This window comes from Pararhizobium sp. LjRoot235, assembly GCF_964254145.1.
Lineage (GTDB): Bacteria > Pseudomonadota > Alphaproteobacteria > Rhizobiales > Rhizobiaceae > Pararhizobium.
Window position 1 is genome coordinate 1,092,261 of record NZ_CAXUSP020000001.1, and the last position, 11,882, is coordinate 1,104,142.

13 protein-coding genes and 1 tRNA gene are annotated in these 11,882 nt (G+C 59.7%); 5 read left to right on the plus strand and 9 right to left on the minus strand.

Going from position 1 to position 11,882, the window contains the following annotated elements; genetic code table 11:
- Window positions 1–11: 11 nt before the first annotated feature.
- The 3 genes from ACSQ2Z_RS05190 to ACSQ2Z_RS05200 are packed head-to-tail and all read right to left on the minus strand — an operon-like array spanning window position 12 to window position 1,647.
- Complete coding sequence (locus ACSQ2Z_RS05190) at window positions 12–590, minus strand: cob(I)yrinic acid a,c-diamide adenosyltransferase (protein WP_436080217.1); 579 nt, start codon at window positions 588–590, stop codon at window positions 12–14.
- A 3-nt stretch (window positions 591–593) separates the two neighbouring features.
- Window positions 594–791: a twin transmembrane helix small protein gene (locus ACSQ2Z_RS05195; RefSeq protein WP_436080218.1), complete on the minus strand. Its 198-nt coding sequence runs from the start codon at window positions 789–791 to the stop codon at window positions 594–596.
- Window positions 792–813: 22 nt separating this feature from the next.
- Window positions 814–1,647 (minus strand): SDR family oxidoreductase, encoded by an 834-nt coding sequence (locus tag ACSQ2Z_RS05200; RefSeq protein ID WP_436080219.1) that lies wholly within the window; start codon window positions 1,645–1,647, stop codon window positions 814–816.
- Window positions 1,648–1,739: 92 nt separating this feature from the next.
- Here ACSQ2Z_RS05200 and ACSQ2Z_RS05205 point away from each other — a divergent pair, with 92 nt between their 5' ends.
- Complete coding sequence (locus ACSQ2Z_RS05205) at window positions 1,740–2,651, plus strand: YihY/virulence factor BrkB family protein (protein ID WP_436080220.1); 912 nt, start codon at window positions 1,740–1,742, stop codon at window positions 2,649–2,651.
- Here the strand turns inward: ACSQ2Z_RS05205 and gluQRS are convergent.
- On the minus strand, window positions 2,646–3,533 hold the full coding sequence (gluQRS, locus tag ACSQ2Z_RS05210) for a tRNA glutamyl-Q(34) synthetase GluQRS (protein WP_436080221.1): 888 nt from the start codon (window positions 3,531–3,533) through the stop codon (window positions 2,646–2,648). The two genes, ACSQ2Z_RS05205 and gluQRS, sit on opposite strands and share 6 nt — an antisense overlap.
- Window positions 3,534–3,626: 93 nt before the next feature.
- Here gluQRS and ACSQ2Z_RS05215 point away from each other — a divergent pair, with 93 nt between their 5' ends.
- Together ACSQ2Z_RS05215 and ACSQ2Z_RS05220 are read left to right on the plus strand one after the other, a co-directional pair.
- On the plus strand, window positions 3,627–4,274 hold the full coding sequence (locus tag ACSQ2Z_RS05215) for a DNA-3-methyladenine glycosylase family protein (RefSeq protein ID WP_436080222.1): 648 nt from the start codon (window positions 3,627–3,629) through the stop codon (window positions 4,272–4,274).
- Window positions 4,275–4,382: 108 nt separating this feature from the next.
- Window positions 4,383–4,940, plus strand: a complete 558-nt coding sequence (locus tag ACSQ2Z_RS05220; protein ID WP_018327092.1) for an HNH endonuclease — start codon at window positions 4,383–4,385, stop codon at window positions 4,938–4,940.
- A 55-nt stretch (window positions 4,941–4,995) separates the two neighbouring features.
- Here ACSQ2Z_RS05220 and ACSQ2Z_RS05225 read toward each other — a convergent pair whose 3' ends face one another.
- Together ACSQ2Z_RS05225 and ACSQ2Z_RS05230 are read right to left on the minus strand one after the other, a co-directional pair.
- Entirely contained in the window at window positions 4,996–5,517 is a 522-nt protein-coding gene (locus tag ACSQ2Z_RS05225; protein WP_436080223.1) for a disulfide bond formation protein B, read from the minus strand.
- 8 nt (window positions 5,518–5,525) lie between these two features.
- On the minus strand, window positions 5,526–6,113 hold the full coding sequence (locus tag ACSQ2Z_RS05230) for a YqaA family protein (RefSeq protein ID WP_436080224.1): 588 nt from the start codon (window positions 6,111–6,113) through the stop codon (window positions 5,526–5,528).
- A gap of 178 nt (window positions 6,114–6,291) precedes the next feature.
- Between ACSQ2Z_RS05230 and ACSQ2Z_RS05235 the strand changes: the two genes are divergently transcribed.
- Window positions 6,292–6,376 (plus strand) — tRNA-Leu (locus ACSQ2Z_RS05235).
- A gap of 185 nt (window positions 6,377–6,561) precedes the next feature.
- Here the strand turns inward: ACSQ2Z_RS05235 and ACSQ2Z_RS05240 are convergent.
- The 3 genes from ACSQ2Z_RS05240 to ACSQ2Z_RS05250 all read right to left on the minus strand — a co-directional run bounded on the left by ACSQ2Z_RS05240 (window position 6,562) and on the right by ACSQ2Z_RS05250 (window position 9,844).
- The gene (locus tag ACSQ2Z_RS05240; RefSeq protein WP_436080225.1) at window positions 6,562–6,801 is read right to left on the minus strand and encodes a hypothetical protein; all 240 of its coding nucleotides are present in this window, start codon (window positions 6,799–6,801) and stop codon (window positions 6,562–6,564) included.
- A 350-nt stretch (window positions 6,802–7,151) separates the two neighbouring features.
- On the minus strand, window positions 7,152–9,104 hold the full coding sequence (locus ACSQ2Z_RS05245) for a diguanylate cyclase (RefSeq protein ID WP_436082986.1): 1,953 nt from the start codon (window positions 9,102–9,104) through the stop codon (window positions 7,152–7,154).
- A 506-nt stretch (window positions 9,105–9,610) separates the two neighbouring features.
- Entirely contained in the window at window positions 9,611–9,844 is a 234-nt protein-coding gene (locus ACSQ2Z_RS05250) for a hypothetical protein (RefSeq protein WP_436080226.1), read from the minus strand.
- 1,624 nt (window positions 9,845–11,468) lie between these two features.
- Here ACSQ2Z_RS05250 and ACSQ2Z_RS05255 point away from each other — a divergent pair.
- The gene (locus ACSQ2Z_RS05255) at window positions 11,469–11,693 is read left to right on the plus strand and encodes a hypothetical protein (protein ID WP_436080227.1); all 225 of its coding nucleotides are present in this window, start codon (window positions 11,469–11,471) and stop codon (window positions 11,691–11,693) included.
- Window positions 11,694–11,882 lie beyond the last annotated feature (189 nt).

Genomic DNA, 11,882 nt, shown 5'->3' on the forward strand with positions numbered 1-11,882 from the left:
GCGTGGCGAGACTAGCGGTTTTTTCCCGGAACCCAAAGCACATCCGACTTGCCCTTGCCGTTCGCCCAGCGCGCCGCGACGAAGAGGAAATCGGAGAGACGGTTGATATAGGCGAGCGCTTCATGACTGACGGTCTCGCCTTCCATCCGCGCCAGCTCGACCATCTGCCGTTCGGCCCTCCGCGCGACCGTGCGGGCAATATGCAGTGCTGCCGCCGCTCCGCTGCCGCCGGGCAGCACGAAGGAGCGCAACGGGTCGAGATCGGCGTTCAACGCGTCGATCTCGGTTTCGATCCGGGTTACCTGTGCTGCGATGATGCGCAGCGGTTCATAAGGCAGCGTCTCGCCCGTATCCGGTGCCGAGAGATCGGCGCCGAGGTCGAAGAGATCGTTCTGGATGCGCATCAGCATCGCATCGAGCGCCGCGAACTCGGCGGTATGCTGGCGCGCCAGGCCGAGGAAGGAATTTGCCTCGTCGATGGTGCCATAAGCCTCGACGCGCAGGTCGCTCTTCAGCCGGCGCGGCCCGGTGGTGAGCCCCGTCATGCCGTCGTCGCCGGTCCTCGTGTAGATTTTGTTGAGCCGCACCATGGGTCAGCGACCGCCGCCGGTGAACAACAGCGTCAGCATGATCAGAACGATCGCGACCGCCTGCAGGAGCACGCGGGCCTGCATCAGCTTGTTGGAGGTGTTGCCGTCGCCGCCCCTCATCATGTTTATAAGGCCGCGGATGAGAACGACAGCGACGAGGCCCATGACGAGCAGCGTCAATCCGGTCATAAAACTGTTCATGTGAATACCCCTCGTCTTTCCGTCAGCCGAGTCGGCCGATGATGCGATAGAACAGACCGGCCGGAAGTAGCTTCTTCAGAACCGCGCCCTGTTTTGCCGGCTGTGTCACGATGTAATGCGGCTTCGGCTTCTTTGCCGTCAATGCGCGTTTCAGCGCAGCATAGACTGCGTCTGGCCCGAGCTTGCCTCTGGCGGGTGCGCTCTCGCCCTTCAGCCGCCGCATCTGCCGTTCATACTCCCTGGCATGCACCGAGCCCTTCAGATCGATGAAACGCTCGACATAGGCGATCGCATTGGCGGTGAAGCGCGATGTGATCGGCCCGGGCTCGATCAGGCTCACCTCGATGCCGCTTCCGGCAAGTTCCATGCGCATCGTCAGCGTCAGGCCTTCGAGCGCAAATTTCGACGCATTGTAGGCGCCCCGCCACCTGTACGGCACGATGCCGAGAATTGAGGAACATTGCACGATGCGGCCGTGACCCTGCGCCCGCATGGCCGGGATGACCTGCCGCGTCAGGTCGTGCCAGCCGATGACATTGGTTTCCAATTGTAGGCGAAGAGCTTCCACCGGTAGGTCCTCGACTGCGCCAGCCTGGCCATAGGCGCCGTTGTTGAACAGTGCGTCCAGCCTGCCACCCGTGCGGGCAAACACCTGTTCCACAAGAGAATATATGGTGTCCGTTTTGGTATAATCCATAAGGAAGGTTTCAATACCGTCGTTTTCCAGGGACCTGAGATCCTCCACCCGCCGGACGGTCGCAAACACCCTCCAGCCGTCCCTGGCGAGTGCCCTGGCGCACCAGGCGCCGATGCCGGAAGAACAGCCGGTGACGATTATCGAGGGACGGTCGGTCATTCTGGTCAAACCCTGTAGAAATTACCGCCCGGTTTCCCATATTCAGGAACGGGTTACAATCGCAGAGAACCGCTGAATCAGTTGGAGAGAGAATGCCGGCCTTCATTCGCATAGCCTGGAAGGTCATTTTCGACGCGCTCTGGCATTTCAGCGAGGATGACGGCTGGGCGATGGCAAGCCATGTCGCGCTTTCCACCCTATTGGCGATCTTTCCCTTCCTGATCTTCGGCACGGCGCTCGGCAGCTTTCTCGGCGCTGACCAGTTTGCCACCACTGCCGTGCATTTCATCTTCGATACCTGGCCCGAATCGATCGCCAAGCCGATCTCCGACGAGGTGGTTCAGGTGCTGACCATTCCGCGCGGCGGACTTCTGACCATATCGGTGCTTGCCGCCGCATATTTCGCATCGAACGGCGTCGAGGCGCTGCGTGTATCGCTCAACCGCGCCTATCGCGTCGCCGAAAGCAGGCCCTGGTACAAGACGCGCGTGGCGAGCCTTGGTTTTGTACTGGCCGGGGTGCTGGTGCTGGCGATCGTCAGCATCCTGCTGGTGGCCGTGCCGCTGGCTGTCCGTTATGCCGGGACCTACCTGTCATGGTTCAACAATCTTCTGGCATTGCTCGATAGCTGGAGCCTCGCCGGCGTCTTCGTCATGCTGACGGCGGCTCTGATCGTCAGCCATCTCTGGCTTCCCGATGGACACCGGAAAATCCTCGACGTGCTGCCGGGTATCGTCCTGACGCTGATCGCCTGGTCGGTCGGCGCCTATATTTTTGCCTCCTATCTTGCCACCTTCGCCAACTATGTTTCCACCTATGCCGGGCTCGCCTCGATCATGATTGCCCTGGTCTTCCTCTATATCGTCGGCGCGATCTTCATCATCGGTGCGGAGATCAACGCGGCGATCCTGAAATACAAGGTCAAGCGCATGGTGATGCGCAGCTTCAGGGGGACGAAGGAAGAGGCTCAGACGACGCAAACCGGCAAGGAAAATAGCCTATAGGATCAACGCCCGAACATCGTCTGGTGTTTTTCCGGCATCGCGGAAAGCCGCAATCCCCGTGTCCTTGTTGCTCTTCGACAGTTTTCGCCCGTCCGGCCCTAGGACGAGGTGGTGATGATGGTAGACGGGCTCGGGAAGATCGAGTAGCCGCTGCAGCAGCCGATGCACCGAGGTTGCATGATAGAGGTCGCATCCGCGCACCACATGCGTCACCCCCTGCAGCGCGTCGTCCATCGTCACGGCGAGATGGTAGCTCGAGGGCGCATCCGAGCGCGACAGGACGACATCGCCCCAGGCGGCCGGATCGGCAGTGATCTGTCCCGTTTCACCGTTCGGCTCCGCGCCGGTTTCCTGCCACGTTAGCGGTGCGTCCAGTTCCGCGATCGCCTTGTCCATGTCGAGCCGCCAGGTATGCGGCTTGCCGCCGGCAAGCATCCTCTGGCGGCCGGCGGCTGATAGCTTCCGCTCCTCGCCGGGATAGAGCGGTGCTCCATCCGGATCGCGCGGCCAGGCCTTGCCCCTCGCTTCGAACGCGGCAACCGCAGCCTTGATCGCACCCCGTGTCAGAAACGCGGGATAGACCAGGTCCCGGTCGATCAATCGACCGAGCGCCTGCCGGTACAGATCGAGATGCTCGGATTGCCGGCGGACCGGTGTTTCCCATGACAATCCGAGCCAGGCGAGATCGTTATAAATCCCGGCTTCGAATTCCGGCGTGCAGCGGGTAGTATCGATATCCTCGATCCGCAGCAGCAAGCATCCGTCAGTCGCCCTTGCCATGTCATGATTGAGAATGGCCGACAATGCGTGACCGAGGTGAAGCTGGCCGTTGGGGCTCGGCGCGAATCGAAAGACCGTTTGTTTTGGCAATAGCGCGTTCATGTTTCTTCTTGCCACGGATGAACGCGCCGGACCATTTGTTTCACGTCTTTTGTGGGCGAATCGCATGAGCGCCGCTTTCGTTGGAGGACTGAGATGCGGATCATCCGCACGCATGAGGATATTGCCGCCGGGTTGCAGGGGCTGGTGATGCTCGATGCGCGGCTGGAGCCGGTGGTTGCCAAGGCCGGACCGGTGCCTTTGCGCCGCGCCGATCCGGGCTATCGCGGCATCGCCAATATCATCGTCTCACAGATGGTCTCCAAAGCCAGCGCTGCTGCGATTTGGCGGCGGATGGAGGAAAAGCTGGGCGAGATCTCGGCCGAGGCCGTTCTTGCCGCCTCCGACGAGGATTGCCGCGAGCTCGGACTGTCGCGCGCCAAGGCCGAGTCCCTGCGTGCGGTTGCAAGGGCCGTCACTCGCAAAGAACTCGATCTGGCGGCGATCTGCTCGATCGAAGGCAGCGCCGCTATCCGCGAAATGACGTCGATCAAGGGCGTCGGCCGCTGGACGGCCGAAGTCTATCTGTTGTTCTGCGCCGGTCATCCCGACGTCTTTCCGGTCGGCGACGTGGCGCTGCAGAATGCTGTCGGCCATGCGCTGACGCTGGAGGTCCGGCCCTCGGCGCGGGAGCTTGATTCGCTGACGGAACTCTGGGCTCCGTGGCGCAGTGTCGCCGCCCGGCTTTTTTGGGCGTATTATGCCACCGAGATGCGCCGGGACGGCCTGCCAGTGGCGCCGTAAGGTAAAAAGCGAATCTTTTGTTTCCTTTTTCCTTTTGGCTTCACAATCCTGACGCAACGCGCCTAATATAGAAGGTGCAGGTGTCGAATCGAGCAGGAGTATACTGGCTTGACGATTGCAGTCTCACCACACGGCCTTCCAGCGCTCGTGCTGAACGCTGATTATAGGCCGCTGAGTTACTACCCCTTGTCGCTCTGGTCCTGGCAGGACGCGATCAAGGCGGTTTTCCTGGACCGTGTGCATATCCTCGCAGAATACGACCACCAGGTTTCTTCCCCAAGCTTCACCATGCGCCTGCCGAGCGTCGTCTGCCTGAAAAGCTATGTGCAGCCGTCGCGCCATCCGGCCTTCACCCGGTTCAACGTGTTCCTGCGTGACCGGTTCGAGTGCCAGTACTGCGGCTCGCCGGATGACCTGACCTTCGACCACGTGATCCCGCGCTGCTGCGGCGGCCAGACCACCTGGGAAAACGTCGTGGCCGCCTGTTCGCCTTGCAATCTTAGGAAGGGCGGCAAGCTACCGCGCCAGGCGGGCATGTTCCCGCACCAGAAGCCGTTTCACCCGACGGTGCAGGACCTGCACAACAACGGTCGGCTCTTCCCGCCGAACCATCTGCATGACAGCTGGATGGACTATCTCTACTGGGATGTCGAACTTCAGCCCTGATAGCTTTGCGCCACGGACATTGATTGAAAGAGCGGCTGCATAAGCCGCCGATGCGTTATGCTTTGGCCGCGCCGCGCAAGGCGATGGCGGCCAGGATCAGGCTGGCGATGACGTTCCATCCCGCAAAGGAAAGCCCGAGAACGCGCAGGGCAGCATCCGTGCAGGAGGGGCCGTGCTTGCTGTCGAGATCGCCGAGCAGGTCGCCGACATCGGTCGACACGCCCGCGGCCGAGGTTGCGCAGGTCGCGGGGCCTTCCCAGAAATGCCACTCGACGCCGGCATGGTAGACGCCGAGCCCGGCGCCGACCAGCATCAGCATGCCGATGATGGCGAGCAGCGATCGTGTTAGCCAGACCGGCAGTTTCAGGATGGAGGTGACGATGGCGAGGATGCCGATCGGGATGCCCCAGTAATAGGGCGTGCGTTGCATCAGGCAAAGCGCGCAGGGGATATAGCCGCCAATATGCTCGAAAGCGAGCGCGCCGCCGACGGTGGCCGCCATGCCGAACGTAGCCACCAGGGAGGCGGCAAGGCCGCGGGCCGGCTGTGTCGAACTATTGCTCAAGGAAAGCTCCATCAGGCGTATCACGCAAGGAAACGATAGGCCGCAAACATGGCGATCAGCAGGCCGGCAACGGCCGCCGCCAGCATGCCAAGCCGCTTTTCGATGAAATGGCGGATTTCCTCGCCATAGCGGCGCAACAGCCAGGCGAGCACGAAGAAACGCGCGCCGCGGGCGATGATCGCCGAAATGATGAACAGGCCGAGATTGATATTGGCGGCGCCGGAAAGGATGGTCACCACCTTGATCGGCGGCAGATGCGCAAGGCCGGAGGTCACCAAAAGCAGCACGAGCGTCTCGTAGCCGACCGACGCCTTCAACTGCTCGAAGGCTTCCAGCTTGCCGTAGAAATGCAGGATGGGCTTGGCCAGCGTCTCGAAGGCGTAATGGCCGATATACCAGCCGGCGATGCCGCCGAGCACCGATGCCGCCGTCGCAACGAGAGCATAGCGCCAGGCGCGCTCCGGCCGGGCCAGTGCCATCGGCAGGAACAGGACATCGGCGGGAACGAGGAAGATGGAACTCTCGACGAAAGCAATGACCGCCAGCCAGACTTCAGCGGATTTCCGGGCGGCAAGCGACATTGTCCAGTCGTAAAGGCTGCGAAGCATGCGGGCGTTCCAGTTAATCTCGAAGCCTTTTAGGCAGGATTGCCGGTGCTGTAAATGATGCGCTGCAGCTGCGAAGCGCACAGTTTTGTGATTCCGGCCGGCCCAATCGTCAAAATCCCGGTTGACCGGCCCGAAACGCATCGTGTACACGCTTTTTTGCTACCTCAGAGGTATCCGTGCCCCATTGGCGGAACTGGTAGACGCGCTCGACTCAAAATCGAGTTCCGAAAGGAGTGCTGGTTCGATTCCGGCATGGGGCACCAACCATTCATTTCAGGCGTGGTTTTTCCTAGTTTTTCGCCTTTTTTGTCCCATTTTTATCTACCCCTAGAACAGGTGGGACAATTTCAGTGCTATTTTGTGCCGGACCGAGTTTGCCGATAAGACAGAGCGATCGGCTTTCTTGATGCAGTCAAAGTCAGGCCATCCGTGATCACGGGCCGCCGCCTCAATAATAGTAGCAGGTCCAGCGGCCGCACCAGTAGTGATAGCGAGGCGAGCTTGCGGCCGCGGCGGCCGCGAGTCCCACGACGGCTGCGCCGACCAGCACCGCCGCCGCTGCCTGATTATTGGCGGCCGTCCGCCGTTCGCGCTCGCCGTAAGTGTAGAACATGCATCGCCGATGGTCATCGGTGCCCGGCTTGTAGCCGAACATCGTGCACTTCTGATCGTCCACGCCTTGTTCCATCGCGGTATACGTCGTGGCAGACTGGCACCCGCATAGCAAGGCCGCACAAATAGCAAGACACAGTCCCCGCTTCAATTCCCTAAACGTCGCTTTCAACTTAAACGCCCCCATACGCTTACAACCAAGCTTTGAAGCGTCTCACAACGCACGTCTTCGTCAAGGATTAGGGGCATCGCCTAATTGAGGTAAGAGCCACCGCTAAGGCGGCGAAGAAGTCCAAGGATGGGCATGGAGCACGATCAGCAGCATAGCAGCATACGCACCGCTTCGGGGGGACATCGCAGGAGAAAAACATGGCGTTTTGGCACAATGCTCGCTTGTCCCACATTCGGATACGCCATTGAATTTGCTCAGTTACCGCACTTCGGCATGGGTACCATATTTTTTTGCGCGATGCCGAAAGCCGACCCGTCGTCGGCCAGCCTTTTCAACCGAGCCAAATCGCCGGGCAAGTGGCGAAAGAGAATGCGATTGCGGCCTTGCGCTTTGGCGTCATAGAGCGCGGCATCGGCGATCGACAGCAGGAGGCCCGGCTCTGCCTGCAAGATGCGCCCCTGCGCGGAACATATACCGATACTTGCGGTCACCCTTCCGAATTCACTCTGGGAATGGGTGATGTTCCTTTCATTCAGACGCAGGGCGAACTGCTCGGCAACGACGAGCGCGCCCGCCTCGTCGGTGTCCGGTAGCAGGACCACGAATTCCTCGCCGCCATATCGGGCAACGATATCGGTCGACCGTTTTGTCGCATGGAGCAAGCACTTGGTGGCAATCTGCAGGCATTGGTCTCCCGCCGGATGTCCATAGGTGTCGTTATAGGCCTTGAACCGGTCGATATCGATCATCAGCAGACTGAGCGGTATGTTGGTTCTCACGCTTCGTGCCGCCTCGCGCGCAAAAGCCTCGTCGAAGGCCCGGCGATTGACGAGGCCTGTCAGCCCGTCCGTCTCGGCCAGGCTCTTCATTTGCTCGGCCGACAGCCTGAGTGCCTTTTCCGCCTGTTTCATCGCGGTGATGTCCGAGACGACGACCATCGCGGTCCCGTCTTCGGCAAGCCTGGTCCTGATGCTGCGCCAGTCTCCGTTGTAAAGCTCGACCTCTTCGTCCTTGTTGGAATGCAGGGTGGCACCGGCCATCGCGATCCAACTTTCCGCTGCGTCATCGGGCAGATCCAGCCGCTCGCAGGTTGCGATCGAGCGGCGCAGGATATCGCGGATATGTGCCCCGATGACGCGGGCATCCGCAGATAGCGGGAAGGCATTGCGATACTGCTCGTTGCAAAAGAGAAGGAAGCCCCTTTTGTCGAACATGGCAAAGCCGTCGGACATGCCGGCCATGGCGTGCGACAGCAAGTTCTTGCTTTCCTGCAGTTCCCGTTCGAGCGCAGTGCGTTCCGTGATGTCGCGTGTAACGCCGGCAAGCCCGATGACACGTCCTTCCCTGTCCCGGAGGGGGACCTTGGAGGCCAGCATATACCTGTCCCCGATATGCTCGACGGAATTGACAAGCGGCAGCTCGGTGCGCATGATCTCCTGTTCGCGGTCATATAATTCTTCGGCGAGCGGCCGTTTCATCAGATGGAAGTCAGTCAATCCGAACATTTCTGCCGGCGTCTGAAACCGAAAAAGGCGGACCATGTTGTCGTTGACGGTGATGAACCGGCTGTCCCGATCCTTCACGTACAGATAGTCGGGCGATTGCGAAAATGCAGTCACCAATATGCTGCGCTCAAGCTCCAGATGCTGCGTTTTCAACAGGATGAGACCGCAGGCGGCTATTGCAATACAGTTCAGCATCACCATGGGCTGGCCGACCATGATCAGCGTGTTGGCCTTCGACAGCGTGGGAAGGGCCGCCATCAACACAACGAGCGTGGTTCCGGTTGCCACTGTCAGGAGAACGATGTCGAGGAACGTTGGCGACCTCTTCCTGATGAGGAAATGGGCGATCAGACCAAGACCCGCGACAGCGCTGATTGCCGCGATACCGTCGACGGCGCCGGCGCCGCCGACCGTAGTGCGGAAAATGATGGCAATCGACGCGGCAATGATCGCGGCGACCGGCCCTCCAAACAGGCCTGCGAGCGCGAGTGGCGAGAAGCGCAGATCGATATAGATGCCGGGATTGAATTCGGTTGCGAGCAGTATGGAACCGATCGACGTCCCGCCGGTCATGGCCCCGAAGACGAACTTTCCGTATCCGTCCAGCCGCCGCTGGAACCAGATCGACACATGCGCCCAGATCGAAATCGCCAAGCATACAAATGCAAGGTTACCGGCAAGTTGCCCCCAGATGCCATTCATCGCCTGCATCGGCCTTCTATCATATCTACAAAAGAGCTTTAGGCAGCAACTGGTGTGAGTTTTGTTAATCGGAAAGCCTCGACGATGAATAATTCTCGGGGTTTGCGCCATTACTGTTTGATTTGGGGCGCGGAATATTGTGATTTTGTCACGCATCCGTGAGCGCCGTGACAAGCGGCCGGAAATGATCCGGAATGGCGCGGAAAGGCTTGGACGACATCGGCGTGAACCGCTCCTTCGTTTCGAAGCCTTGCATCAGACTTCCGCGCCGCCAAATTCAAAAGCTGAAGTATCGCCCTGACGGAAATGTGGGGACCGGCAACGTCAGCATCCCACTGTGGCCGAAACGCTGCAGCCATTGATTTCAGAAGGTGCTAATGCTCAGTCGTGAATGCGGCGCGACCTGATCCACCCCGCGCGTTAGTTCGCGGGGTGGTGCGTCTGCCAATGGTCGGCGGGCAGGGTATGCCACAGACCCAGGGTTTGTGGACGGCGCTCTGCTTTTTTCAATCCCGGCGTCTGACGGTGTCCCGTTCGAAGCTCGGCGTCCAGCCGCGGGTAAAGCCGATGCTCATGGCAATCTGCGTCAATGCCAGTTGCTCGCGCAGATGACGGCAGTCCTCGATAAGCGTGCCGATCGTCGCCCGAACATCGCCGTCGTGAAACGCCAGCGCGGCGGCAATCTCATCGACCGGCTCGGAATATTGAATGTCATGCGCAATGGCGCCGATCGTCGACACGGCTCCTCCTTTCCCCTGTGCTGAGACAGTGGATATCCTGTGGATAAATCGTCAAATTCGGCGGCCGCATCGCTGCAGATGTTCTCATTATGTTCTCCTTTGGGGGAGAGTCAATGGCCGTTTGGGGAACCTATTATTCACGATTCCGTTAGTAGTTATGTCTCACGAGCTAGATCGAATGCAGGAGGCGGAGATGAAAAGTGTGGTTAATAGATTTTTCGCTACGGCGTTGGTTGTTGCCGGTGTCTTGACCGCGCTGCCATCTGCTCCGTTGGCACAATCGTTGGACTTGTACATTGGACCGGGCGGTCCTGACATGGAATTCCGGGAGCCATATCGGAGGGAGTATGAATGGCGACGCGGCTGCAGCGAACGGCAAGCCATCCGCCGCGCCTACAGGCTCGGAATGCGTGATCCCGCGATAGCATCCATAGGACGCCGGCAGATCGTCATTGACGGTATCGGCCGCCGCGGTGAATACACGACGCTGCGCCTTGCAAATCGCGAAGGCTGCCCTCGCATAGGATGAGGGACGCGTCAGCGTGCTTTGGGATTACAGCCGATCGATTGGGCGGGGCCGGCGCGGAAACACTTTACAGAAGCGCCAGCCCCTATGGCCTTAGCCGACAAGGGCAATTTATCATCTTCCGGTTGCAGTAAACAGCGCGGGCAGAGGTCGTAGGAACTACCGCTTTAGGGTAGTGAACAATGCCAGCGACGGATGCGGGCCGTATTTGCCGCGCTATGCCTTGATCGAATAGGTTCGGCCTATACAGCGAAAGCATTCTTGACGTGCCTCTCTTTTGCGAGAGGCGCTAGCGGGGTCCGGCCATGGGCACCGTAGATTTTGCTTGTTATTTCAGGTTTTATCGCTGTCGTCGCGCCGGCAGATGAACGCGACGCGGAATGCCGGAGGATCACGGGGGCGATGTGACGCGACAAACCAGCGTCCCGTGCGTTGCCTCTTCGTGGCCTTTGATATGAAAATCTGGCCCAACCACGACGTACGTCCGCGATGAATGGATTGAGGCCGCGCGGGGGTGTCGGCAAAGGAGCACGACAGGAGAATTCTTGTGGGTAGGACATTGACGCTCTTAGTTTCACTTTGCCTGAGTACCCCGGCGTGGTCGCATGACATTTATGAAGTCGCTTGCTGCGCGGAGCGCGATTGCAGACCGATACCGGCAAGTGACGTGACGCCAACCAAGGGCGGATGGCTCGTGAGGACGACCGGCGAGGTCATCAGCTACAACACTTGGCCTCTCAAGCGGTCTCCCGACGGTCAGTTCCATCGCTGTGCCGCTTTCAACGATTTCGGCCCCAAGGGACGAACCAAGTGCCTCTACATCCCGGACATGGGGGAATGAGGCGGTATCGAATGGCCTTGCGACATCGACGGAATAGCGTGGGAAAAGTGCGTTCGGTTGATGCGCGCGATAGCTAGCTTGCTTAACCGAAATACAACCGCCCGGCGTGTTCGCAGGGAGTATTTTAGGCCGGTTGCCTCAATTCAGCACAGGTCAAGCAGGCTGTTAACCGCCACTCTGCATCGTGATTGCAAAACTTCCTATAGATGATCAGTCTGAGGTCGATCAGTCCCCCTATCGGCACATGGAGATCGAATATGTCCCAGTCTGTTACGTCCGGCGCCCGTTTCGATGATGTGGAAGCGCTTTCCGGCGCCCTGTTCTCCTGGTGTGCGGAACGAAGCATTCGCCTGCGCAGCCAGGAGGGCGTCAGTGCCGCCGGCGCGGTCATCGACCTGTTCTTTGCAGGTTACACGACGCAGGATGAAATACTCGGGGCGCTGAGCGATCGGCACGGCCGCGAGGTCGCATTCGCGTCGTGAGACGCCTTCACAGCACAGGCCGTATGTCGCGCCGATGCGGCTTACTCTACCGGGAAAAAGGACGTAAAGGTCGTCATGCCAGCATACTCCAGACCACTTAGCTAAACTGTGTTTTCGAATATTATCGCGGTAAAGTCGCAAACCCAGGGCCGGCGTTACGTCCAGAGTTGAAGTCGCTCCCACAGAAGT